Annotated in this window: 18 protein-coding genes and 9 pseudogenes; 13 read left to right on the plus strand and 14 right to left on the minus strand. The window is 65.1% G+C overall.

Annotation, left to right across the window (positions count from 1 at the left end):
* The first annotated feature begins 206 nt into the window (after nucleotides 1-206).
* From ACIPSJ_RS51520 to ACIPSJ_RS51535, 4 genes are all read left to right on the plus strand, one after another.
* Nucleotides 207-830, plus strand: a complete 624-nt coding sequence (locus ACIPSJ_RS51520; protein ID WP_401357339.1) for a TetR/AcrR family transcriptional regulator — start codon at nucleotides 207-209, stop codon at nucleotides 828-830.
* Between the two features lie 88 nt (nucleotides 831-918).
* Nucleotides 919-1,851 (plus strand): HpcH/HpaI aldolase/citrate lyase family protein, encoded by a 933-nt coding sequence (locus ACIPSJ_RS51525; RefSeq protein WP_401357341.1) that lies wholly within the window; start codon nucleotides 919-921, stop codon nucleotides 1,849-1,851.
* Between the two features lie 33 nt (nucleotides 1,852-1,884).
* Entirely contained in the window at nucleotides 1,885-2,436 is a 552-nt protein-coding gene (locus tag ACIPSJ_RS51530) for an enoyl-CoA hydratase-related protein (RefSeq protein WP_401357344.1), read from the plus strand.
* 239 nt (nucleotides 2,437-2,675) lie between these two features.
* The gene (locus ACIPSJ_RS51535; protein WP_401357345.1) at nucleotides 2,676-3,131 is read left to right on the plus strand and encodes a hypothetical protein; all 456 of its coding nucleotides are present in this window, start codon (nucleotides 2,676-2,678) and stop codon (nucleotides 3,129-3,131) included.
* Nucleotides 3,132-3,577: 446 nt separating this feature from the next.
* Here the strand turns inward: ACIPSJ_RS51535 and ACIPSJ_RS51540 are convergent, their stop codons facing one another.
* From ACIPSJ_RS51540 to ACIPSJ_RS51565, 6 genes and pseudogenes are all read right to left on the minus strand, one after another.
* Nucleotides 3,578-3,724 (minus strand): helix-turn-helix domain-containing protein, encoded by a 147-nt coding sequence (locus ACIPSJ_RS51540; protein WP_401357348.1) that lies wholly within the window; start codon nucleotides 3,722-3,724, stop codon nucleotides 3,578-3,580.
* Between the two features lie 140 nt (nucleotides 3,725-3,864).
* Entirely contained in the window at nucleotides 3,865-4,620 is a 756-nt protein-coding gene (npdG, locus tag ACIPSJ_RS51545; RefSeq protein WP_401357350.1) for an NADPH-dependent F420 reductase, read from the minus strand.
* Between the two features lie 47 nt (nucleotides 4,621-4,667).
* Nucleotides 4,668-5,777 (minus strand): MBL fold metallo-hydrolase, encoded by a 1,110-nt coding sequence (locus ACIPSJ_RS51550; protein WP_401357353.1) that lies wholly within the window; start codon nucleotides 5,775-5,777, stop codon nucleotides 4,668-4,670.
* A 97-nt stretch (nucleotides 5,778-5,874) separates the two neighbouring features.
* Nucleotides 5,875-6,681: pseudogene (locus ACIPSJ_RS51555) on the minus strand (electron transfer flavoprotein subunit alpha/FixB family protein); the annotation flags it as partial.
* Nucleotides 6,682-6,687: 6 nt separating this feature from the next.
* A pseudogene (locus ACIPSJ_RS51560) lies at nucleotides 6,688-7,158 on the minus strand (electron transfer flavoprotein subunit beta/FixA family protein); the annotation flags it as partial.
* A 485-nt stretch (nucleotides 7,159-7,643) separates the two neighbouring features.
* The gene (locus ACIPSJ_RS51565) at nucleotides 7,644-8,696 is read right to left on the minus strand and encodes a TIGR03617 family F420-dependent LLM class oxidoreductase (protein WP_401357355.1); all 1,053 of its coding nucleotides are present in this window, start codon (nucleotides 8,694-8,696) and stop codon (nucleotides 7,644-7,646) included.
* Between the two features lie 287 nt (nucleotides 8,697-8,983).
* Between ACIPSJ_RS51565 and ACIPSJ_RS51570 the strand changes: the two genes are divergently transcribed.
* Together ACIPSJ_RS51570 and ACIPSJ_RS51575 are read left to right on the plus strand one after the other, a co-directional pair.
* Entirely contained in the window at nucleotides 8,984-9,877 is an 894-nt protein-coding gene (locus ACIPSJ_RS51570) for an NAD(P)H-dependent flavin oxidoreductase (protein WP_401357357.1), read from the plus strand.
* Nucleotides 9,878-9,880: 3 nt separating this feature from the next.
* Nucleotides 9,881-11,473 carry a class I adenylate-forming enzyme family protein gene (locus tag ACIPSJ_RS51575; RefSeq protein ID WP_401357359.1) on the plus strand — a complete coding sequence of 531 codons (1,593 nt, stop codon included), beginning with the start codon at nucleotides 9,881-9,883 and terminating at the stop codon, nucleotides 11,471-11,473.
* A gap of 146 nt (nucleotides 11,474-11,619) precedes the next feature.
* On the opposite strand, the gene ACIPSJ_RS51580 is transcribed toward ACIPSJ_RS51575, so the two are convergent.
* Nucleotides 11,620-11,811 (minus strand): hypothetical protein, encoded by a 192-nt coding sequence (locus ACIPSJ_RS51580; RefSeq protein ID WP_401357361.1) that lies wholly within the window; start codon nucleotides 11,809-11,811, stop codon nucleotides 11,620-11,622.
* A gap of 192 nt (nucleotides 11,812-12,003) precedes the next feature.
* Here ACIPSJ_RS51580 and ACIPSJ_RS51585 point away from each other — a divergent pair, with 192 nt between their 5' ends.
* From ACIPSJ_RS51585 to ACIPSJ_RS51600, 4 genes are all read left to right on the plus strand, one after another.
* The gene (locus ACIPSJ_RS51585) at nucleotides 12,004-12,525 is read left to right on the plus strand and encodes a DoxX family protein (protein WP_401357363.1); all 522 of its coding nucleotides are present in this window, start codon (nucleotides 12,004-12,006) and stop codon (nucleotides 12,523-12,525) included.
* A gap of 367 nt (nucleotides 12,526-12,892) precedes the next feature.
* Nucleotides 12,893-13,213, plus strand: coding sequence for a cupin domain-containing protein (locus ACIPSJ_RS51590; protein ID WP_401357397.1), 321 nt, complete (start codon nucleotides 12,893-12,895; stop codon nucleotides 13,211-13,213).
* 601 nt (nucleotides 13,214-13,814) lie between these two features.
* The gene (locus ACIPSJ_RS51595) at nucleotides 13,815-14,588 is read left to right on the plus strand and encodes a GltA (protein WP_401357365.1); all 774 of its coding nucleotides are present in this window, start codon (nucleotides 13,815-13,817) and stop codon (nucleotides 14,586-14,588) included.
* 211 nt (nucleotides 14,589-14,799) lie between these two features.
* Complete coding sequence (locus ACIPSJ_RS51600; RefSeq protein WP_401357399.1) at nucleotides 14,800-15,477, plus strand: hypothetical protein; 678 nt, start codon at nucleotides 14,800-14,802, stop codon at nucleotides 15,475-15,477.
* 68 nt (nucleotides 15,478-15,545) lie between these two features.
* Here the strand turns inward: ACIPSJ_RS51600 and ACIPSJ_RS51605 are convergent.
* Nucleotides 15,546-15,818: pseudogene (locus tag ACIPSJ_RS51605) on the minus strand (zinc ribbon domain-containing protein); the annotation flags it as partial.
* 163 nt (nucleotides 15,819-15,981) lie between these two features.
* Between ACIPSJ_RS51605 and ACIPSJ_RS51610 the strand changes: the two are divergent.
* Nucleotides 15,982-16,777: pseudogene (locus ACIPSJ_RS51610) on the plus strand (IS5 family transposase).
* 287 nt (nucleotides 16,778-17,064) lie between these two features.
* Nucleotides 17,065-17,221, plus strand: a pseudogene (locus ACIPSJ_RS51615) (transposase); the annotation flags it as partial.
* Between the two features lie 44 nt (nucleotides 17,222-17,265).
* Here the strand turns inward: ACIPSJ_RS51615 and ACIPSJ_RS51620 are convergent.
* The 3 pseudogenes from ACIPSJ_RS51620 to ACIPSJ_RS51630 form a co-directional block, all read right to left on the minus strand.
* A pseudogene (locus tag ACIPSJ_RS51620) lies at nucleotides 17,266-17,479 on the minus strand (histidine phosphatase family protein); the annotation flags it as partial.
* Nucleotides 17,472-18,016: pseudogene (locus tag ACIPSJ_RS51625) on the minus strand (ribose-5-phosphate isomerase). The pseudogenes ACIPSJ_RS51620 and ACIPSJ_RS51625, both read right to left, overlap by 8 nt.
* Before the next feature lie 26 nt (nucleotides 18,017-18,042).
* Nucleotides 18,043-18,699: pseudogene (locus ACIPSJ_RS51630) on the minus strand (glucose-6-phosphate isomerase); the annotation flags it as partial.
* Between the two features lie 198 nt (nucleotides 18,700-18,897).
* Between ACIPSJ_RS51630 and ACIPSJ_RS51635 the strand changes: the two are divergent.
* Nucleotides 18,898-20,025, plus strand: a pseudogene (locus tag ACIPSJ_RS51635) (RNA-guided endonuclease InsQ/TnpB family protein); the annotation flags it as partial.
* Nucleotides 20,026-20,081: 56 nt separating this feature from the next.
* Here the strand turns inward: ACIPSJ_RS51635 and gndA are convergent.
* From gndA to ACIPSJ_RS51650, 3 genes are all read right to left on the minus strand, one after another.
* On the minus strand, nucleotides 20,082-21,521 hold the full coding sequence (gene gndA, locus ACIPSJ_RS51640) for an NADP-dependent phosphogluconate dehydrogenase (protein WP_401357367.1): 1,440 nt from the start codon (nucleotides 21,519-21,521) through the stop codon (nucleotides 20,082-20,084).
* Between the two features lie 439 nt (nucleotides 21,522-21,960).
* On the minus strand, nucleotides 21,961-22,725 hold the full coding sequence (locus ACIPSJ_RS51645; protein WP_401357370.1) for an NADPH-dependent F420 reductase: 765 nt from the start codon (nucleotides 22,723-22,725) through the stop codon (nucleotides 21,961-21,963).
* A gap of 842 nt (nucleotides 22,726-23,567) precedes the next feature.
* A complete protein-coding gene (locus tag ACIPSJ_RS51650; RefSeq protein WP_401357372.1) occupies nucleotides 23,568-23,942 on the minus strand; it encodes a hypothetical protein in 375 nt (124 codons plus the stop codon).
* Nucleotides 23,943-24,014: the final 72 nt, after the last annotated feature.

The following is a 24,014-nucleotide window of genomic DNA, read 5'->3' on the forward strand; positions in this document are numbered from 1 at the left end:
GTCGGGTCTCCAGCGGGGTGAAGTGGCCCCAGTGTGGATGGCGGGCGTAGGCGCTGTCGGTTGTAGATGTCGCCACTGCGCACACCTCTCGTGCCGGTTGCGAACAGATCGTTCTGCGTACAGTGGTACTATGACGTTGGTCGATGTCAACCTACCCATTTTGGGACCGAGAAGAGCTAGGTAGCCACGTGAAACCCTCTGACGGAGTGCTGCAGTTGCAGACGCAAGAGCAGCGATCGGCGAACACGCGACGTCTTGTCATGCGCGCGACTATCCAGTCACTGGTCGAAGTGGGATACGCAGGTTCTAGCGTGCAGGAGATCCAAGCGCGCGCACGTGTGTCCCGTGGCGCAATCACGCATCAGTTCCCGACTAAGCATGAGCTCCTGATCGCGGCGATCGACCATCTCTCCGCCGCCCACGAAGCGCAAATCCGATCGATCCGGATTGCGGATTCGCACGACCGCGCAGAGCGCGCCCTCAAGGCGCTGTGGAAGAGTTTCGGTAGCGACCTATGGAAGGCAACGCTGGAGTTGTGGACAGCGTCGCGCACGGACGACGCTCTGCGCAAGCCGCTGCTCGCCTCAGAGCGCGAACTCGGTCGGCGACATCGCGAGCTGTTCTCAGACATGCTTGGCAGCCCAGAGTTGGCTGGGGTTCAACTTCATTACGCCATCGACCTAATCTTTCGATTCATGCGCGGTACTGCGCTTACCGACATGCTGCAGCGAAAGTCGACGCCAGCGAACCGCGTCGTCGGCGAGTGCATGGCCATACTTCAAGCTGTCGCTGGCTCCGCCGAGGGGACCAACAGCATGGTCTACAAGTAACAGCTCCCCACCAGGCGCGGGTGACGTGCTCGCCCAACTTCATCGAGTTACGTCCTGCATTGCTACCAAACGGGAGCGTGGAGAACACATGAAGAAGTCGTGGATCCGTTCGATGCTGTTCGTTCCGGGGCACAAGCGCGACTGGATCATAAAGGCCTGCCGCTATGGCGCCGATGCGCTCATACTCGATCTTGAGGACTCCGTTCCGGCCGAGCTGAAGGATTATGCCCGGGAGCAGGTCTGCAGCGCAGTCAAGGAGATCGCGACCACCGCAGGTCCTGACACGCCAGCGTTGTTCGTTCGCGTCAACGGCTGGGAGACCGGCGAGTTGCTCGCGGACGTCACCGCGGTCGCCAGCGAGGTCTCGTTGCAGGGCCTGGTGCTGGCGAAGGTCCGGGGTCCAGGGGACGTGCAAGCTCTCTCGCTCGTGTTGGACAACATCGATCACCAGCGCGACCGCGACTCCGACAGACTGGAGATCGTGCCCATGCCGGAGACGGTGACAGCTGTCCGCGACATAGAGGCGGTGTGCCGTGCATCCACGCGCGTGCACCGACTCACCGGGATCTCAGGCCTGACGCCCGGCAGTGCGGGTGATCTGCAAAGCGACATCGGAGTCGAGCCCTCGGGCGACGGGATGGAGATGCTCTATGCCGACAGCCGCTGTGTGCTCGGTGCGCGAGCCGCCGGGCTGGCGCAGATTTTGGGAGGACAGAGCTCGCGCTTGGATGATCCGGACATCCAGCGGCGGTCCTGGCGACGCGCCAAGATGCTCGGAGCGTCCGGCTCGACCGCGATTCACCCGAGCCAGATCGAGATCATCCACGACGTGTTCACTCCGTCGGCCGCCGAGGTCGAGAGTGCCTCGCGCATGCTCAAGGCCTTCGACGCCGCTGTCGCCGACGGGAACGCCGCAATACGTTACAACGGCGAGATGATCGACTACGCGCAGGTCCAGAGGTTGCGCGGTCTGATCGAGCGGGCCAAGTCGTACGGCGTCGGCACGGTTGCGAGCGACTAGAGGCCCCTAACCACCGGAAGGTGACCGTAGACCATGGACAGCCATCGGAGCATACTGTTCGAGGTGATCGACCATGTCGCCTGGATCACTCTTAACCGGCGCGGCACGCTGAACGCCGTTGACCACGTGATGGCCGGCGAACTGCGCGAGGCATGGTCGGAGGCGGCAACGAAACCTGGTGTCGCGGGAGTGGTGGTCGTGGGCGCCGGGAGCGAGGCGTTCTCGCTGGGAATCGACCGCTCACCCGGCTCGGCTCTCGCCCAGATAGACAGCTTCATGCTGCCGGAACTGGGCTTGTTGCCCCTGGTGGTCGCGGTCAACGGCATGGCGTGCGCAGAGGCGCTCACCCTGCTGCGCGCCGCCGATTCAGTGGTCGCCGCCCAACACGCCTGCTTCTGCCCCGGCCGCCCGCCGGTACGTCAGCGGGCCACCGATGTCCTCACAGCGACCGAGGCGAACGCGGCTGGGCTGGTTGAAACCGTGGTCCCGCTGAAGCGACTGCGCACCGAAGCGCAAAAAACGGTCACCCGACTCGCCGAGGGCCGGGACTCAGCACCTGACCGTTGGGAGCCCGTCCGGGAGTAGTTCGCGGCCGCCTGGCCTTCACGATGTTCTCCGCGAGCATTTCCTTCCCGATGGGGGCGTGGACATACAAGCCGTGCCGCTTCGGGAACCGCCGGCTATTTAAAGAGCACCTGCGGCCAATCCGCCAGGTTGCAACGAACTGGCGTTGTCGGTGGCTCCCGATACGGTTGCACCAGTGAGGACTGCCGGGGAGTCACGGAGCTTCAGGGGAACGGAAGTCCCAGATGGGAGGGAAGCCCATGACTGAAGTCGATGTAACCGTCACCGGTCCCGAGCCGCAGGTCCAACTTCCGGACGTCATGGAGCCGGTGCTGGACCTCCACCTCCAACACTTGATCAAGATGCTGAACGATGACGAAACCAAGAAGTCCCACTTCGGGATTTCCCTCAATATCCCTGGTGGTGTCATCTACGGGCAGGCGATCAGCCGGGACGCCTACCTGGACGCTTGGGAGGCAGAGATTCGGCAGTCGTCGGGAGCAGGCGCCGAGTTCATCGCTACCTTGCCCCGCAAGATCAGTGAAGTTGGAGACAAGCTGGTCAAGGGTCGGGATACGAAGCCGCTGCCCAGGTGGATCCATCTCCGCGAGGCCACGTTTCTAACTGGGGCGCCGGTTCAGACCATGCACTATGGCCTCTGGCGCGGCCGCTTGTCCGACGTCGCCGGCTGGTCTTTCTCGTTGCCCTCGGCGTAAAGAAGCACCTTGCGTGTCGGACGAACTCTCGCTGGTAGGCGCCCTGGAGCGAGCGGATATACGAACCGGAACGCTCGTGTCCGGAAAATGTGTGTTAAATCTCAACATTTGGACTGGTCGTTAGAAGGGGAGACATAGGTCAGCCACTCGTATGATCAAAAGTGCACACCTCTCTTCTAAAGCAAGCAGACGGTTTCAGGGATGAATCGACCACCAAGGTTGGCCGCTATTACCTGAACCGCTCCGGGGCTGATAGAGGCTCCGGGCCAGGTTCGGTGCAGGCCTGCACGGAAAGGGGGGGATCCGACAGGCGGCCACGGAACACCAGCAGGGCGGGCTTCGTACAGCCACCAGCTGCCCCTCCGGTACCGGTATACCCCCGGCGCAGCAACTGCTGGTCATCCTTGCCGGGACCTGGCTGCCCGTGGTGCTCATTAAGGTCGCCCCTAGTTCATCCACGCACCACGCCGCCGGTACTCCCGGCGCTGCTCAAGGGCCGTGTTCCACACCGTCCGGCAGACGTTCCCGAACTCCTCGCACATCTCCCCTTGCTCGGGCGATGGATCGAGGCGAGAGCGGCGGCCCAACAGCATGACAACACCCCCTTCGACTGTAGTGATCAACCTAATGCACGCCACTGACAACACCGTGAACTCCGCCGCTGCGCGGCTCCGGTCCGAGGATGCGCGCAGACCCCCTGCTTCAGCTGGGGGTCTGCGCCCAAGAGAACGGATCACACATCGGTGATTCGTACTCCCGTGTGGGCCTTGTAGCGACGGTTCATTGAGATCAGGTTGGCGACTAGAGATTCGACCTGATGGGCGTTGCGCAGCCGTCCTGCGAAGATTCCGCGCATGCCGGGGATGCGGGCAACTAGCGCTTGCACGACATCGGTGTCCGCCCGGATGTCACCCAGCACCATCACGTCCGTGTCGATCTCTTCAATCTCTGGGTCCTGCAGGAGGACGGCTGAGAGATGATGGAAGGCGGCAGCCACTCGCGACTCTGGAAGCAACACAGCTGCCTGTTCCGCGGCACTGCCCTCATCTGGACGGAGCGCGTAGGCGCCTTTCCCGTCGAACCCCAGCGGGTTGACGCAGTCGATGACGAGCTTGCCCGTGAGATCTTCGCCCAAGGCCTTCAGAGCCTTGGCGTGACCGTCCCAGGGCACCGCGACGATGACAACGTCACTGTGCCGCGCACACTCGGCATTCTCAGCCCCCTCGATGCCGACGCCCAGCTCTTGTGCGGCAGCCTGCGCGCGCCCGGCATCGCGCGACCCAATGATGACCTTTTGGCCGGCTCGGGCCAGTCGATAGGCCAGCCCACGGCCCTGGTCACCCGTGCCGCCGAGAACACCGACCACCAAGCCGGATACGTCGGGCAGCTCCCAGGGGTCTCTGCCCAGGCTCTTCTTTCCCTCGGAAGCCTGGCCGACACCGACGACTACGGGAGTGTTGGGGTCCACGGGGTTAGGGGTGGAAGTCATGGAGACCGGACCTTTCGTGCTTCAGATCTAATGCTTGAGGGAGGCTTTCAGGCGACGGGTGCACGCCGGAGACGAACCGGGCGCCCGTTCTCGTCGGACCGGATGAGGAGGCCGAGGTCGGTGAGGTGCTGCACATGAGCCTCGGTCTCGGCCAGGGCGGCGAAGCGCATTGCTCCGACCTGGTCCCAGGGACGGGACCAGGAAATGTGTGCGGTTGCTTCCCAGAGCGTGGGCTGGCCGAGTTCGCCGACCACCTCGAGGAGTTCGCTCAGTCGTGCAGTGTGGTGGTCGAGAAGTTGTTCCGTGCGGGCCGCCAGGCCGCGGAACCGGTACTCGTGGGCCGGCAGTGCTTCGTGGTCGTCCCACGACGCGAGCCGCTTCAGGGAGTCCATGAAGTCGGCCAGCGGGGTTTGGCCTGGCCGGCGGCCGTGCAAGCCGATGTTGGGAGTAATACGGGGCAGTATGTGGTCACCGGTGAGCACAACGCGCGCGGTGGGTTCCACCAGGCAGAGGTGCCCCGGGGTGTGTCCGGGCGTCCACAGGGCGACGAGGTCGCGCCCGTCGAGCGCTACCGGGCTGCCATCCTCCAACAGCAGGTCGGGCTCGACCAGGTCGGGAGCGGAGTCTGGCCGATGCTCCTCATCCGGAGTACCGAACAGTTCTCGCACGTCGCTCTCGGGGGCGCCTGCTTCCCGCAGCCGGTTGCGGGCCGCCTCTGCACGGGACTTCTCGTGCTGGAACTGCCGGTGCGGGAGGCTGTCGCGTTCGGCGGGGTGCATGGCCACCCAGGCGTCGCTGGCCGCCTTGAGCCGGGCCGACATGCCGTGGTGGTCGGGATGAATGTGGGTGATTACGATGCCGGTCACGTCCGCTGGCGTGGCTCCGGCCGAAGCGAGACCGTCGCACAAAGCGTCCCAGCCCTTCGTGCTGTCCCAACCGGGATCGACGACGACCAGGCCAGAGTCACTGGGCACGACATAACAGAGGGTGTAGCGCAGCGGATTGTCCGGGATCGGGACCGGCAGCGACCAGATGTCACCGGCCAGGTGCTCGACCGGCGGCAGGACGTGTTCCGCCCAGGCCGCCTTCTGCCGGCTCCCGGTTACCGTGACGGTCGAGCCGTCACCCCTTTCGGCGGCGCTACCAGGTACGTGCATGGGTTTACCTCTCGCGTTTCCACCTGGTCGTGTCTTCTTACGGGGCCAGGATCGCTGTGCCTTACGGGAGGTGTAAGGCGTCCGTTCTTCTTCGAGCTCAGTCTTTACAGGTCTTGATCTCTTCCGTGAGGGCGGGGACGACGTCGAAGAGGTCGCCGACCACGCCGAAGTCGACCAGCTCGAAGATCGGGGCCTCGGCGTCCTTGTTGACGGCCACGATGGTCTTGGAGGTCTGCATGCCGGCGCGGTGCTGGATGGCGCCGGAGATGCCGTTGGCGATGTACAGCTGCGGCGAGACGGACTTGCCGGTCTGGCCGACCTGGTTGGTGTGCGGGTACCAGCCCGCGTCGACCGCGGCGCGGGAGGCGCCGACGGCCGCGCCGAGGGAGTCGGCGAGGGCCTCGATGATCGCGAAGTTCTCGGCGCCGTTGACGCCGCGGCCGCCGGAGACCACGATCGCGGGCTCGGTCAGCTCCGGGCGCCCGGTGGACTCGCGCGGGGTACGGCCGGTGACCTTCGTCCCGGTCGCCTTCTCGGAGAAGGTGACGTTCAGAGCCTCGACCGTGCCGGCGGCCGGGGCGGCCTGGACGGCGGCGCTGTTGGGCTTGACGGTGATGACCGGGGTGCCCTTGGAGACGCGGGACTTGGTGGTGAAGGAGGCGGCGAACACCGACTGGGTGGCCACCGGGCCCTCATCCGAGGCTTCGAGGTCGACGGCGTCGGTGATGATGCCGGAGCCGATGTGCAGCGCGAGGCGGGCGGCGATCTCCTTGCCCTCGGCGGAGGAGGGGACCAGGGCGGCGGCCTGGAGCGCGTCGACCTTCAGGACGACCAGGTAGTCGGCGTACTCGGACGCGTCGTGGGTGAGGACCTTCACGGCGCCGTGCTCGGCGAGCGTGGCGGCGGCCCTGACGGTGCCGTCCTCGACAGAGACCTCCGACAGCAGCGTCACCTGCGGCACACCCAGCTGCTCGGCGACCAGCGCTGGCACCACACCCATGGTGCCGTCGGTGGAGGCCATGCCGGAGACGACCAGGTCGTAGCTGGCCTTCTCGATCGCCTTCGCCAGCACCAGTGAGGTGCCGATCGCGTCGGTGCCGTGCAGGTCGTCGTCCTCGACGTGGATGGCCTTGTCCGCACCCATGGACAGCGCCTTGCGCAGCGCGTCCTTGGCGTCCTCGGGGCCGATGGTCAGGATGGTGATCTCCACGCCGTCGTCGGAGTTCTCGGAGATCTGCAGCGCCTGCTCGACGGCGTACTCATCGAGCCCGGAGAGCAGACCGTCCACGTCGTCACGGTCGACGGTCAGGTCATCGGCGAAGTGCCGGTCGCCAGTGGCGTCGGGCACGTACTTCACAGTGACAACGATCCTCAAGCTCACGGGGGTCCTTTCACAGTGGTCGCACACGGGCCCGTGGTTCGGACGGGGGCACCCGTCTCCGCCCTCCCCATCGGGAGGGCTTTTTGCGCTGGCCGGAGGGGGCGGAGAAGTGTGCGCGACCTCTCCGGCGCCGAGTCCTTCTTCGTGCCGACCGCCACGTAGGCCTGCGCCGGTGTCATCGGGACGCCGTTTGTCAGAGAAGCCAGCGACTGGCTCAAGGCCGCAGCCATGCTGGAGACCATCGCGCTGCATGAACCGCTTGAGGCGAAGAACGAGCCCTTCGCCTGGCTGGTCGCCGAGACGTCCCTCAAAACCAACAGCGTCACACCCTGCACTACAAGCCGGAAGAGATCCTCGCGCTCGTCATGCGTGCCAAGTGCAAGGGCGCCCCTACAGGAAGTCGTCGTACAGCTAATCCACCGGCTGAAGCTCCGTCCGTAAACGGTCTGCCCGTTTAGCAGGGTCAGGGACTGGCGCGGTGGCCCTCACGAGGCGCGGAGTCGGCTCGTTGCCGATTGGATGCGCGTCGCGCCATCGCGCACCGCGGCGACTTCTTCGGCGGTCGGCTTCCACAGCGGATACAGCGTGACCCGGTCAACGACTCCTCCCAGCCGGGAGTCAATGGCTGCGGGAATCTCCGCGGCGTCGTCGACGACAATTGCGAATTCGTTGAGGATTTCATCGGTTATGAGCGATGCCATGTCGTCCCACAGACCGTTCCGCGTCATCGCCCGAAGCTTCTCCTGGAGCCCGTCCCAGCCGTGCAGCGCGAGGACATCGCGGTAGGCCGGCGTCGACGCGTAGAAGGCGAGCTGCTTGCGAGTCTCCGACTCGACCACAGCGCGCTCCTCAGGCGTCTTTCCGGCGACGACGAAAACGCTGGCGACGAACTCGACGTCTGCGGCGTCCCGGCCTGCGGTCGCAATGCCATCGTCCAGCCACTTGCGCGAGCAGGACCGCACGTACTCCGGCGAGGTGAAGGGGTGCGCGAGGAACGCGTCTGCCTTCTCCCCAGCCAGCACCGTCATGCGCTGCCCCACGCCAGCCAAGCCGATCGCAGGCCGCCCGAATCCGTGGCGTTCACCGCGGAACATCGGCGGCATGAGGTCGTGGTGGTAAAATTCACCATGGAAGTCCAACGGACTCCCGTCCTCCCAAGCGGCCCACGTGCGGTGAAGCACGTCGATGTATTCCGACATCCGAGCAGCCGGGCTCGACCACGGCATGCTGAATCGGCGCTCTATGTGCTGCTTGATCTGAGAACCGAGGCCGAGGAAGAACCTGCCGCGAGACAACGCTTGCAGGTCGTTGGCCGCGTAGGCGACCGTCATCGGGCTTCGCGCGAGTGCGACGGTGATGGAAGTACCCACGCGGATCTCGGATGTCCTCATCGCTGCCGCGGTGCACGCGACCAGCGAGTCGAAGCCGGTCTCGCCTGTGTACCAGCCGTCGAAGCCCAGCTCCTCGGCCTCCTGGGCGAGGGTAGCCGCCTGGCTCGCAGAACGCGGCACCGTCATCATGTCGATCTTTACTGGCATCTCAGCTCCCAGGGCACTGCGCTTGGGTCATTGGCGATCCGCCGCGCCTACGCCGTGATCGAAGGTGGTCTTGACGCTTTACGCACTCCGGTGCAGTCTAGCGTATAGATAGAACGATCTGTTTGGAAGTTGCCGGTCGGTCGCGCGGCCCCTGAGGACGGCGGTCCCATGTCGCGAGGACGTGCCGACACGTTTGATAACAAGGACCGGGAGCAGGCTGGATGTTGAGGGACCGCGCATCGATTGACGGTCTTCGCCTACCGATGATCGCAGCACCGATGACTGGCGTGTCTGGTATCGAGCTTGCCCTCGCCGCGTGCCGCGAGGGCATAGTCGGGTCGTTTCCGACGCACAATGCGCGCTCGCCCGGTGAACTGGCGGAATGGCTGGAGCGGCTGAGAGTTGCTGCTGTCGACGCGCAGGGAGCGTTCGGGCCCTATGCCCCCAATTTGGTGGTGCATCGCGGAAACAAGAGGCTCGACGCCGACATGGAGGCCCTCCTTCGGGACCCGCCGCCGTTCGTTGTGACGAGTGTGGGCCCCCCTGGGCAGGTCATTGGCGCACTGCACGACGCGGGTGTCGGTGTGCTGGCCGACGTCGCCTCGCTACGGCACGCCGAGCGAGCGGTGTCCGCCGGCGCAGACGGCTTGGTCCTGCTGTGTGGAGGAGCAGGCGGCAATACCGGGTGGGCTAATCCCTTTGCCTTCATACGGGCGGTCCGCGAGCGGTTCGAGGGGATCATCGCGGTGGCTGGCGGTATCGCGGCGGGGTCGACCCTACTTGCCGCGCAGGTTGCGGGCGCAGATCTGTGCCACGTAGGCACCTTGTTCGTCGCGTCTCAGGAGAGCATGGCCGATCCGGAGTACAAGCGGGCACTCGTGGCTGCGAGCCTCGACGACGTCGTCGTCAGTTCCACCGTGACGGGTCTCCCCGTCAACGTGCTCCGCGACTGGATGGCCACGCAGACCGACGCCAAGGAAGCATCGACACCTTCGGGCGGGCTGTTGGAGCGGATGCTGGACAACCTGGACCGTGGCGGGGTCGCATCGTGGTCGAGCGGTCATGCTGTCGCGTCGGTGACCGAGGTGCTGACAGTGGCCCAAATCGTGGCGAAGTTGGACGCGGAATACGGCGACGCCGTGCAAGGCATGCGCAAATACGTCAGTCAAGGAAGCGAGTAAGCAATGAAGCCTACACCCGAGACTTGGGGAACGCTGACGAGGGTCTTGGACCGCGCGTGCGAGTACTTCGCGGACCGGGCCGCGATCATCGATGGCGACCAGAAGCTCACATATCGAGAGATGAGCATCCTTGCGCACCGTGTGGACAACGGCCTGCGGAAGCACGGGCTTGATCGCGGGACGGCCGTCGGCCTGCTCTCGCCGAACGCTCTAAAGTACATTCCCATTGAACTGGGTATTTGGCGGGCCGGCGGCGCGGTCGTTCAGATGCCCACCCGTGCCTCGATCACCGACCTCCAGCATTGCCTGGACTCGACCGGCGCAGAGGTCCTGATCTACCACACCTCGCAGCGTGCCACCGCCGACGAACTCGCGCGACGCGTCAGCACCATCAGACTGCGGGTCGAGTTCGGTGACGGCGATGAGCCGGAGAGCGCAACGAACTTTGACGAAATCTTCCCGCCGTTGGCACTCGACGAGGGCGATCGCATCGAGATTCACCCCGACGACCTGGCCTACATCGTCTTCACCTCGGGAAGCACGGGTAGCCCCAAGGGCGTGCTGGCGAGTCATCGCACGTGGGCACACCGATGCATAGCGCCGGGACGGGAGATCTACGATGCGCAATCCGACGAGGTGTTCGCCCATGTAGCGCCACTCACTCACTTCTCCCAGCATCTGGTGTTTCCGACGATCATGCGCGGCGGCACCAACCTGATGCTGGACCACTTCTCCGTCGATGGAGTTCTCGACGCCATCGACCGCCACGGGGTCACTGCGATCGCCATCGTGCCGACGATGCTTTACCTGCTGCTCGACGACCCGCGATGTGCAGGCATCGCCGACTCGACTCTCCGAACGATCGTGTACGCGGGTTCTCCCGCGTCGCCGGAGCGGGTGCGCCAAGCCCTCGACTCATTCGGTCCAATCCTGGTCCAGACCTATGGTGGTTCCGAGCAGGGCTACGTCTCGTGCCTCCGCAAGGAAGACCACGTGGCGGCGGCGACGGCGGGCAGTAATCTGCTGGCCTCCGCCGGGCGCATCTTTTTCGACGTGGACGTCGCTATCAAGGATGACGACGGCAACACGTTGCCGTTCGGGAGTGAAGGCGAGATCGCTGTCAGGAACCCCGGCATGATGGATAGCTACGTCGACAAGTCCCGCAACGACGAAGTCATGCGGGACGGTTGGGTGTACACCGGTGACACCGGGTACGTGAGCGCTGACGGCTTCCTCTACATCGTCGACCGCAAGCGAGATCTGATCGTCACCGGCGGGATCAACGTCTTTCCACGCCAGATCGAAGACGTGCTCTACCAGCATGCAGACGTTGAGCAGTGTGCGATCGTCGCCGCGCCACATCCGAAGTGGGGCGAGGCCGTCACAGCGTTCGTCGTGCCAAGCAAGCAGGCTCGCGAGGACATGGAGAAGTTCGAGGCGGAGCTGAGGGCGGCCGTGCGAGAGGAGAAGGGAGCGGTCTGGGTGCCCAAGTCATTCCACTTCGTCGAGGATCTACCCAAGAACCCGGCCGGCAAGGTCGACAAGCGGACGCTCCGCGCACCCTTCTGGCAGGACCGGACGCGGCAAGTCGGATGAACTGGCGTCAGGGGCAGCCGGCCCAGCCGTGACGCACTGTCCCGGGCCCGGCCCGCGCGGCTCATCGCGAAGGGAGGCTCATGACGGTCGCGCCAGAGTCTGTCATGAGCCTCCTTGATCGGCTCTTCATCGCCTGCGGATGACGTTTACGGAGGCTTCGCTGGGAGGCCGAGCAGTTCGTGGGCGCGGAAGGGCTGTTGGGGATGGTCGTTGAAGGCGACCAGGAGGCGCTGGTCGGTATCGGCTGCCGCGATGGGCATATCTTCGATGACCTTGCGGGCAGTGGTCAGTCCGGCGAGGTGGACTTCGGTCTCGCCGAGGACTGCTGCCAGGGGCATCGATCTGCCAGCGCAGGGCGTCCGCGACACACCGACGACGGGTACCCGAGCTCGGAGGAAATCCGGATCCGCATCGGCCCGGCGCATCGATCGTCCAGAGGAGTGAGTCCTGGGACCCCGGGGCCCAGTTATCGACTGGGGATGCTCCTCATCCTTGCCCACTTGGTTAACGGAGCAGTTGAGGAGCAGAGCATGACTACGACCGGACTGGACATCGCCGCCCTGATCATTCGCGTGACAGTCGGAGCCACGCTCTGCGCGCATGGTTGGAATCACGCGTTCGGCGGGGGAAAGCTGCCAGGCACGGCGCGATGGTTCGAGTCGATCGGAATCCGACCGGGCCGTGTGCACGCGCTCGCCGCGACGCTGACGGAGTTGTGCGTCGGCGTGCTCCTCATCCTGGGCGCGTTGACCCCGCTGGCGGCAGCGGGTGTCGTCGGGACCATGACCGTCGCCCTCGTTGCTGCACACCGGCGAAACGGCTTCTTCATTTTCAATCCCGGGCAGGGCGTCGAGTACGTTCTCCTGCTGATCCTCATCGCACTCGGGATCGGCGCGATGGGACCTGGCCGAGTGTCGGTGGATGACGCGATCGGCTTCTCCGCCGAGGGCTGGAGCGGGCTCGCGACCGCGGCCGGAGCCGGGCTGGGCGGGGCAGCGTTGCTTCTGGCGGTGTGTTGGCGCCCAGGCAAGGAGCAGGCTCGCGAGAGCTGAACGTTTGCCACCACCCCCACGTGCGATGTGGAGTTCTTGGCAGCATCCACATGCTAACCGCAACGCAATCGCCGACTCAGTTCTCTCGAGCTGGGCGGGCGGTGAAGGGCGGGTGCCGGTCAGCTCGTCATAGACCGACAGCGGACGGCGGTCGACCTCGCCCCCGACAACATTCCGAAGAGGCCAGTAGGTCTTGGAACGAACCGACTGACAGACTATCCTGTTCGTAAATCTTGTCGGCGCGAGCAGCGAGGACGAGGCTGCGCGAGTTTGGTGCCCTTGAGTCCGGAGGAGATCAGCAGTGGAGCAGTATCGGAAGAAGCCGACTCTCAACGGCCCTGCGGACTGGTTCACCGGCCACGTGTGGATGGACAGCGTCGCCCAGAGCCACAGCGACGCAGCGTTGAGTGTCGCCTTCGTGCGGTTCGGCCCAGGCGCTCGTACCGCGTGGCACAGTCACTCAGTCGCGCAAACCCTATACGTCACTGAGGGTGAAGGGCGCATCCAGACTCGCGGCGGCGCCCCCGTTGCCATTCGAGCCGGCGACGTTGTAGTTGCGTCTGCAAATGAGTGGCATTGGCACGGTGCTGCCGGTGATCACTTCATGACCCATTTGGCCGTGAGTGAAGGCGAGGTTTCATGGGGGGAGCAGGTGTCCGAGAGCGAGTACCGAGTTGCAGCTGACTGAATCGGTTCGCGACCGCGCTTTAATCCTTGCACCGGCCTGAACCTGGTGGATCTGGGCCGGTATGGCGCGTTCCGCTGCATCCCGTTGTGGCGGAAACTCTCGCTTCCGCATACCGATGAGCCGGGGGCGCGAGGAGGGTCTGCGGCGTGCTCGTGGCGAGGCTGCTGTGACACAGTCGGGCTTCTCCAGAGGAGCGAACTACGGTGAACACGTGAACCGCCCGGTCCTAACTGCACACACTCGACCTGCGGTTGAGCGGGACGGCGGATGAGCGTACCGACCGTCGATCGGGCCGGGACTGTCGTAGTACTCCAAGGCCGGGAGGGGCGCTGAATCCGGATTTTGGACGCGGGGTTATGAGGCTCGAGGAGGTGTAGTTGGCGGTTCGTTGAAGAGGCTTTCGTGGGCGAGTGGGGAGCGTTGTCCGAGGCGACGTCGATACATGTGAAGTCAGAGCGGCTCCTGCAACGGCGCCGGTCAATCTTCGTCCCCAAATTTGTGTATGACACGAAAGTTCAGGACGCCTAAGCCGCGAAGCGAACGTCCTATTCTTCACCGACCTGCCAAATTCATTGGGCCATCGATCGGAGCGTCACGCATAATGCAGATCTTCTCTGTGATCACAGTGGTCAAGGGTGGCGGCGGAGGTACCTATTTGTCGGAGACATGCGAGTCGGTGGCCAGCCAACGACTTCCGAAGGGATGGTCACTCCAATGGCTAGTCCAGGCAGACACCGAAACGAGTGAACTGCTCAGTCGTCTGCCGGATAAACCATGGATTTCCAAAGGCGTTAGCCGCACCGGCGGGACCGCACACACCCGTACTGTCGCCCTTCAACGCGTCTCAGGCCTGTTGACGCGCGCCCTGGACGCCCACGCCTTGCTTCCCGATGAATCAACGCTGGCCCGCGACGTTGAGGTCCTGGCAGCCAACCCAGATCTGGGATGGGCCGTGGCTCCAACTCTCGAAGTCCAGCCGGACGGTCGGTTTGTCCCCGTTCCAGCGGGATCCCTGCCGGGCCGCCTCCCGCCCGGTTTCATGGCGGACAGCCTGCGGGTGGGCAACCTGTCAGCCACGCGCACTACTGCCACGTTTTATACCGAGCTGTTGATGGTACATGGAGGCTGGCCTGCCATCCCTCCCCTTGAAAACGCTAGCCCGCTGCTGGCTGCTGAGGCGGTCGTTGACGGGTGGATGCAGGAGAAGCCAGGGGAAGTTTCTAGAAAGCGCCTGAGTCCACAGCCCGGTGGACCAGAGCATCAGCAAAAGCTCGAACCTGAAATGACTATGTACATCGAAGCCGTGGTTGGCCGTGCGGACGCCCTCCGCCAGCTCGGCTGGCGGTGGCAGCCGTCGGTGCCGGCCGCGATCTAGCGGTGTCACTTTACGGAACCCTGATGATGGATAACTTGCCCATGGACCCGGTTACTACCAGGCACTCCCGAGTGACTGAGGCCGCCGTTGCTGTTTGGTCGAACCGCACCCAGCTAGGCCGCTGGCTGGCCCGTCAGTGCTCGCGATTGGCTGGATTCCTGTGAAGTGGTTTCCCCCCGCCAAGCCCGGCATCGAACAAGATTGCGTCGGCGTGGCCATTCCCTCCCAACTACTGGCGCTCGCGGATGAACTGAGTTCTTTCCCCCCATCAGCGTTCGGCGCGCTCGATGAAGAGAACGCTTATCAAGCGAGCGCCAAGGGTGAATCCGCTGTCGTAATTGAGGACGCCAAGATGGCCGCTGGCGCTTTGGTCTACACGACCGACATCTTGCTGGACGGGCTACTCGAGGACTTTCAGACCCTAACGCGGGAGGACAATACCGTCGCGGAATGCGATGCGTATCTATGGTATTTGCAGGACCTTCCGAGGCGGTACGCTCTCCGGTACGACGCCCACTTCGCCGGGCGTTTCCTCGTCACAACTACAGCTATGAGCAACCGCTTCACCGATGGTAATTTCCAGCAGCTGACTTGTGCCGCCGAGGAACTAGCCCTAAGGCTTTTGGTGAAGCAGGCAACGGTAGTCCTGGAGCTATGGGGGCTACTCAGCGAGGGCGTCTCGACTGCTCTCGATGCGTTTGTCGACAACGTGTCCAGTCATTTGAACCCCCGACGACTTCATGAGAATTCCTTGGAGAGGATGAACGTGCACCCCGAAGCAGAGGATTCCGGAGGCGCGCCCACAGAATTAAAGGAATGGTTTACTCCACTGAACAAAGGTGAGTACGTACATCCATTCGCCGCGGATGAATCAGAAGGAACACCGTAGCGCGAGTAACGAGCCTTTCCGGAAAATTCCTTCCGCAAAGTCCACCTCACCGTGCCCGCGTGTGCGTGGTGGCCGCACGAGAGACAGTGGAACGTGTCCTGGGTGGGCCGGTTCTCCTTGGCGGTGTGCCCGCATGCGGGGCATCGCCGGGACGTATTGCGGGGGTCCACGGCGGTCACTTCCTGCCCGGCGCTTTCAGCCTTGGCTTTGAAGATCGTCAGGAACACCCCCCATCCGGCATCGGCAATGAAGCGGTTGAGTCCGGCTTTGGCGCTGGCCCCGTTGGACAGGAACACACCCGGCTGGCCGGCGTCCGGCTTCGGTGCGGGGGCTTTGCTCATGGTGCGGATCTTGGGGTCTTCGTGCGCGATGACGTCGTTGCCGCGCACGTACTCCAGCGCGGTCTTGCGTGCGTGGCCCCGCCGAAGGTTGCTCTGTCCAGCCTGGTCAATTCCCTTTACAGGTCATCTTATTTGGACCGTTCGATAGCCTGCGGGCGTGCGGATCGTTGAGCGGCTGGTGCCGGATGAGTTGTGGGAGTTCTTCCAACGAGTGGTGCCGGAGGCCCCGACCCGTCCGCAAGGCGGCGGACGACGCCGGCACGGAGACCGGGAAGTCCTGGCCGCAATTGTGTTCGTTGCGACGTCGGGCTGCACGTGGCAACAGTTGCCGACTACCTCGTTCGGGTCGTCGGGAGCTACAGCTCACCGGCGGTTCGCGGAGTGGTCCAAGGCTAGGGTTTGGGCCAAGCTCCACCGCCTGATCCTCGACGAACTTGGTGCCCGCGGTGATCTGGATTGGTCCCGCTGCGCGATCGACTCCGTCAACATGCGGGCACTCAAAAGGGGGGACTGACAGGCCCGAATCCTGTGGACCGGGGCAAGTACGGCTCAAAGATCCACTTGATCACCGAGCGTACCGGTCTGCCCCTGTCCGTCGGCATCTCAGGAGCCAACGTCCATGACAGCCAGGCCTTGATACCTCTCGTGCAGGGCATACCGCCGATTCGCTCTCGCCGCGGCCGACGGCGACGCAGGCCGTCCAAGCTCCACGGCGACAAGGGCTACGACTACCGCCACCTGCGACGCTGGTTACGCGACCGCGGCATCACACCTCGCATAGCCCGCAAAGGAATGGACTCCAAGGAGCGGCTCGGCCGTCACCGCTGGATCATCGAACGCACCATGGCCTGGCTCGCGGGCTGCCGACGCCTGCACCGTCGCTACGAGCGCAAAGCCAGCCACTTCCTGGCCTTCACCAGTATCGCGTGCACCTCATTTGCTACCGCCGACTCACTTGATGAGCTGATCCATCACCCGTCGACAGGCCCGCAGAGCATTTCAAGGTACTCCTCATCCGTCGTCCACGGGGGATCCCAGTCGTCCCCCGCCGACACCTCGTCGTTCGTCTCGTCGTTCATCACTCGCTCCAACCTATCCGGCTGCAGAAGCACTTCCTGCGAGCACATACCCGCAGAACAGTTGCCAGCTCACATCAGTCGTACCTCAGCACTATTACCTTCGCAAGCATCGCCTGCACTCTGACCGTACTGCGACTGCCCAGCCAAATGAGATGACTTGTTAGGGTGTGTCCTCCCGGCGCCTGCGGCAGGAGTTCACCGACCGCGCGAACCGGGCGCTCATGCATGGTCGGTTCTGGTCTGGCTCCTACTTCGCCGGGTCCTGCGGAGGGGCACCTGGCCGTGGTCAAGGACTACATCGAGAACCAGAAGCGGCCGGACTGACTGTGGCCATCATCGCGGGGAGGGAATCCGAGGAAGAGGGTGAAGGGACGCGCAAGGCCGACGAGCTCGGCGGTGCGTATGGCGCGTTGGAGCGGGCTGGTGATGGCGAAGGCGATGCCGCGTTGGGCGAGTAGGGGGGGCGACGACTCGTGCCTGTTCCTCGCCGTGGGCGGTGAGCGGCAGGTCCGTGTAACTGGTGTGCTGCCTTGACACGATCCATGCAGTCTCGCCGTGGCGGATCAGCAGGAGGTTATTCACAGTTGCCTGTCCCCCATGGGGGTTCGCCGTCTTCCTGAGCACGAACGGTTATGTTTCGGTCGCGGGCGTCCGCTGTCTGCGGCGTCTCACCGGTCTGCTCGTAGGCGTGGAGCATGTCGATGTGGCGTGCGTGCCGGGGCTCTCCGCTGAACCTCGTGGTAAGGAACGTCCGGACCAATTTCTCGGCTTCGTGAAGGGAGTGCATGCGTGCGCCGAGGCTGATGAGGTTGGCGTTGTGGTGCGCCCCGGGACAGCCGGGCCGTCTCCTCGCTCCACACCAGCGCAGCAGCGTACACCGGCGACCTTGTTCGCGGCTATCGCCTCGCCGTTGCCGGAGCCGCCGATGACGATGCCCAGGCTTCCAGCGTCGACGACGGTGCGATGGGTGGTTTCGATCACGCAAGGGGGATAATCGTCGTGGTCCCGGTATGCGTGCGGTCCGCAGTCGACCAACTCGTACCCGAGCGCGGTCAGCTCGCCGACGAGGCAGCGCTTCAGCCGGTAGCCGGCGTGGTCCGATCCGACATAGATGTCCAACCTGTGGTCTCCTGCCGTGAGGCTGTTCAGTAGCCTTGCAGGCTGTGGCACTTGACGACGAGTGCGGCGGTGGAGAACTGTTCAGGCCCGGCACTTCGGCGCCGTCGGCGAGAGCGGGCTCCACACGCTCGGCGAGGGCCTTGCCGAAGCGCTCCTGATCGAAGGAGTCGATGCCCCAGATCGCGCCCTGTACGAACACTTTGTGCTCGTACAGGGCGACGAGCTGGCCGAGCACGGAAAGGGTGAGTGCAGCGGCCAGGATGGTGGTCGGCGGGCGGTTTCCCCGGAAGGCGCGGTAAGACACCTGCTCCACAAGAATCCCCTCGACCGCTACTTCCTCTTCCTCGGGTGTCTTGCCGAAGGCGCGGGCCTGCCCTTGAACGAACAGGTTGGCCATCAATTGGTCGCGTTGGTACATGAGTTCACCGAGCTCTGCAACCGGTCGGGCGAACCCGATCAGGTCGGCTGGGATCAGCTTCGTGCCCTGGTGCAGCAGCTGGTAGGAAGCGTGCTGGCCGTTGGCTCTTGGTTCCCGGAGTTCCTCACACCACGGGACCGGTCTGCCACCTCACTACGCGGCCCTCGCGGTCTACCGACTTGCCGTTGGACTCCATGTCGAGCTGCTGCTGGTACGTCGTGAACTGGTGGTGATCATGCGTACGGCCTCTTCGACGATGACCTTGCGGGCGACGAGGTCTGAGAGCTGCGCGTCGTAGCCATCCAGGGCGAATAACCGTCTCTACGACGGCATGAGCAAGTCCATCTTGATCAGGGGCTCTCAGCTGTCAGTCCTCCCGGATAGGCTCAGGTTCATGACGACGGAAGTGATCACGCAGGGGTGCGGACATGCCCGGTACACCGTTCGTGTGCGCCTGTAGTCCATGGCCCGTAGGGTGCTGGAGGCCGAGTGGGACCGCTGTCGTTGGGTCTGGAATGAGTGCGTTGCGAAGTCGAAGACGGTCCATGCGCACAACCGGGCGGGCGGAGAGAAGGCGACGTGTGAGCTGGTGTAGCTTGCGAAGATGCTGTCCGAGGCCCGCGCGGTGACGCCGTGGCTGGCTGAGGGTGCCTGTGTTCCGCAGCAGCAGGTGATCCGCGACTTCGGCAAGTTCCGTGCCAAAGGCGTTGAAGGACGTTGAGGCACGGTTGCCGGTGCGGCGGCGGGCCGGGATGCCGAAGTACAAGAGGAAACGCGACGCGTTGCCCACGCTGGAGTACACCCGGCGCGCGTTCCGTCTCAAGGACGGGCGCCTGCATCTGGCGGGCGGGATCGTGGTGCGGCCGGTGTGGTCGCGCGTTTCCCAAGCTTGCCTTGTCGGTGTGCGTGTACCGGGATGCGGTGGGGTACTGGTGGGCGTCGTTCGTCGTCCAGACCGAGAGCGAGCACCTGCCTGCGACCGGCCGGGTGATCGGGATTGACTGGGGTGTCAGGGAGATCGCCACTACCACGAGTGACGGCCATGACCTTGCCCACCCGCGGCACGGCCGCGCAGAAGTTGGCCCGCCATCAGCGGATGATGGCCCGGCGCCGACCTGCGAAGGGCCAGGTCGCCTCGAGGGGCTACCGGGAGGCGAAGCGGCAGACCGCGAAGCTGTATCAGAAGGTGGTCCGGCAGCGGCAGGACACCGCCCGCAAGTGGGTCAAGCGTGTCGTGCGAGACCATGACGACCTGGCCGTGCAGAACTTCTGGCCCAAGTTCCTGGCGAGGTCCACGATGGCTCGCAAGGCGGCGGACGCCGCGATCGGCGCCACGACAAGGGCCCTGCTGGAGATGGCCCGCAAGCACGGCTGTGCCGTGCACCTGGTCCACCCCGCGCATAACCATGGACTGTGCGCAGTGCGGAGCGAGAACCAAGCACGCACTTCCCCTCTCCGAAGGGACGCATGCCTGCGCCGCGTGCGAAGCCGTGTCCCCCCGGGACAAGAAAGAACTCCGCCCGCGTGATACTGGTCCGGGCTGGTCTGCAACCCGGCTAGTGCTGATCGTGTAAGACCTGGGCGCCTGCCGGGCCGTAGGCAACGTGAGCCAGGAATCCCCCTCCTTCAGGAGGGGGAGGAGTCAATTCAGTTCGTGCTCTCTTCAGAGCGGTCGCCGCTCCACCGGGTATGGAAGACACCGTCGCGGTCGGTGCGCAGGTAGGCGTGGGCGCCGAAGAAGTCTCGCTGGCCCTGGAGGAGGGAGGCGGGCAGGCGCTGGGCGCGCAGGGTGTCGTAATGGGTGAGTGCGGCCGCGAAGGCGGGGATGGGAACGCCCCGACGGGCCGCAGAGGCGACGACCTCGCGCCAGGGGACCTGGGCGTCGGTGATCTCCTGGACGAATTCTTTGTCCGACAGCAGGCTGATCAGGGTGGGGTCGGCGGTGTAGGCGGCGCGGATGTGGTCGAGGAAGGCGGCGCGGATGATGCAGCCGGCGCGCCAGATTCCGGCGACGGCGCCGAGGTCGATGGTCCAGCCGTACTCGGCGGCTGCATCCCGGATCATGGCCAGGCCCTGGTCGTAGGCGATGATCTTCGAGGCGTAGAGGGCATGTTCTACCTGCGCGGTGAAGCGGGCGGCCTCGGTGCGGCTCATCGGTGGGCGGGTGCCGCCGGGCAGATCCCGGTAGGCGGTACGCAGGTCGGGCCTGCTGGAGGCGACGCGGGCGAAGGTGGCCTGGGCGATGGCGGTGGCGGGGGTACCGAGGTCCAGGGCAGTCTGGACGGTCCAGCGGCCGGTGCCCTTCTGGCCTGCGGCGTCGGCGACGATGTCGACGAAGGGTTTCTCGGTGTCCGCGTCGGTGTGGGCGAGGACCTCGGCGGTGATCTCGATGAGATAGGAGTCCAGCCGGCCCTGGTTCCAGGTACGGAAGACCTCGGCTATCTCGGCGGGGGTGTAGTCGGCGACCCGGCGCAGCAGGTCGTAGGCTTCGGCGATGAGCTGCATGTCGGCGTACTCGATGCCGTTGTGCACCATCTTCACGAAGTGCCCGGCGCCGTCTGTGCCGACGTGGGTGCTCATCGGCTCGCCGCCGACTTTCGCGCTGATCGCTTCGAATATGGGGCCAAGCGCGGCGTACGATTCCGCGGACCCGCCGGGCATGATCGACGGCCCGTTCAGCGCTCCGTCCTCGCCGCCGGAGACGCCGGCACCGACGAAGTGGATGCCCTTCTCGCGTAGGGCGGCCTCTCGGCGGCGGGTGTCGGCGAAGTGGGCGTTGCCGCCGTCGATGAGGATGTCACCCGGTTCTAGGAGCGGGGTGAACTCGTCGATGACGGCGTCGGTGGCGGCGCCCGCCTGCACCATGATCATGAGGCGGCGGGGGCGTTCGAGGACCGCCACGAGCTCCTCGGCGGTCTCGGCCGCCACGAAGGTGCCCTCATGGCCGAACTCGTCGATGAGTGCGCGGGTGCGTACAGGTGTGCGGTTGTGCACGGCGACCGTGTAGCCGTGGCGGGCGAAGTTGCGGGCCAGGTTGCGGCCCATGACCGCGAGGCCGGTGACGCCGATGTTGGCGGAAGCGCGCATGGTGATGACTTTTTCTCCAGTGAGCCCCGGGACGGGCTGCTGCGGGTGGCCGGGCAGGGTGCTCGGCCCTTTCGGTTGCCGCGAGGCGACAGGATTCCGGGGAGGGGGGTGAGAGGGCTGACAAAAGGGGGCAGGCCACGCCCGTCGGCGGCCCGACGGCGTCGGTGAGCGCGCTGGTAGGGCGGACGAATACTTGAGGCAGCGGGTGGGTGGTCGGCGCTCACGCCGGGCCGTAGCCGTGTCTGAAGCTCATGGGGCCCGGTCCGACCGAGACGTCAGGAGCCCGATCGTTCGTGTGTCCTCGTGTTCATCACTGCTTGTTGCGACCGGAGCCCCGCGACTGGCTTCGTGGCGCAAGCTGTCAGCGAAGGTCTCGATGGGCTGCGTGGCGGCGGTCACGTCAGGCCGCCGCCGCACTGAATCCATCCGAGCTGTCAACTCAGGAGGTGAATTCCTTGGGCAGGTCCTCGATGAGCCCGAACGCGCGCTCCTCCCACTTCGCCTCGGCGACCAGGCGGCGTACGTCGTCGGGGGTGACGGTTGCGGTGTGCTCGGTGCGGAACCACTGCTGGCGCTCTTCGAAGGTCAGGCCTTCGGGGAACTCGCCGATGTACGGGAGCACGTAGACGGGTGTTCCGCCCTGGATGCGCCAGGAGTCCGCAAGGGTGCCGCAGTCGACCGGATCGAAGCCGATCTTGTCCATGAACTCGGCGACGGCCGTCTTGGCTTCGTCGTCGTTGGCGGCGATCGGCAGCGCCCACCGCTCCGGGGATCCCTTGGGCCGGGCACCGTTGCGGAGGTGGAACAGGTCCAGGTTGTGTAGCGCCTTGACCAGCCGTGCGCCGGGGATGTGCCCCAGGGTGTACTGGCTGACGGTGAGCTTTCGCTCGTCGATGTCGGGGATGCGCTCGTCGCGCTGCGGGTAGTAGTTCATGCTGTCGATCACGATCTTGCCGTCGAGCGCGTCGGCCGGGAGGGTGTCGACCTGGAACAGGTTCACCGACACCGAAACGATGTCCCCGGCCTGTGCCGCTTCTGCGGCGGTGGCCGCCCGGGCGCGCGGGCCCAGTTCGGCGACCGCGTCTGCCAGCGTCTCGGGACCGCGGGAGTTGCTGATCACGACGTTGTAGCCCGCGTCGACAGCGAGGCGTGCGATCCCTGAGTTGATGTGGCCGTAGCCGACGAACCCGATGGTCTGCGACATGACGGTACTTCCTTTCGTTGGGCCGAGTTGAGGCGCGCGATGTTCTGCGCTCGCCGGGGCTGGTGCAGGTGAGGCCGGGACGTTGGTAGCTACTGCTGCCGGGGGTGAAGCGGACGAGGGCGGCGATGAGTGCCGGGAGAGTTCCTGGATCGTCTTGAGGGGGACGTAGGCGTTCGATTCCTTGAGGGCATTCTGGCCAGGGGCTCCCTCTTTGGAGTCGACCGGCTTGCATGACCTCTGGGCCTGGTCCGCCGCGCATAGCGGTGGCCACTGCGGCCTGGCCGGTGGACGGCGAAGTCGAAGATGTCGACAAGGCCACGCGGCACGGCAGCCGCAGGGTGGTCATGGCCGCCGTCGGCGCGCCGGTGATCATGCCGACGGCGAAGGGGGCGACCAGCAGACCGGCCCAGCCTTCAGCGACGCTCAGGCCCCGTGACCTGAGGCAGCAGCCCGGCCATGATCATCTACGTCGTACCTATCAGGAAAGCGACGGCTCCAGGCAGGCCGGCGACCGGCAGCAGGTTGGTCTTGGGGACGTCCGGGGCGGAGGCACCGGTGGGTGACGCCGATGGAGAAGTGACGGTGGTCTCCATCATGTCCTTTCAACGAGTGGTGCATGTGGATCGAGACGCGCTTCAGTGCCGATGCAAGACGTTTGCGGCGCCGTGCCGGTGAACGGACTGAAGGCGGGAGAGAGCGCGCCGACGCGGCCAGGAGTTCGGCTCTGCTGGAGTGTCTCCCGCATGGCGGATATCTTTATCCGCTTGCCGGTCCACCGTAACACACAACCGGATTTGAATATCCGCTACACGTTGTGGTCGACGCCTGGCCTCTCGGGGTGCTTACGCAAGGATGCCAAGTTCGGCCGGCGTCGGCTCCTGGAAGTCGCTTGGGAACTGCACGACCGGAGCCTGACGCAGGTCTTCACCAACCCCCAGCTCGGCCAGCCTCGCCTGGACGAGACTCGCGACCGCATTGCCCCTCCGCTCGACGCGCTTGCGGACCGGGCGAGGGAGCAGGGCAGGACGCGAGCGGACTTCCATGGCACTGACGTCTTCTTCATTCAGCAGGCCCTGACCGGATTGATCGACCGCAGCCACGCCCTGGCTCCCGACCTTTACCGGCGCTACCTCGCCATGCTGCTCGAAGGTGCCCGATCCGATCCGGACCCCTCGGCCGAACTGCCGGTCCCGCCCCTCGGCGTCGACCAGACGCACGCTGTGATGACCTCGGCCGGCGAGCGCGCCAACAGGCACTCCTTGCAGCAACGAGCGGCCTGTCCGGCCAGG

Origin of the sequence: Streptomyces sp. NPDC090088 (genome assembly GCF_044747345.1) — a bacterium.
Classification (GTDB): domain Bacteria; phylum Actinomycetota; class Actinomycetes; order Streptomycetales; family Streptomycetaceae; genus Streptomyces.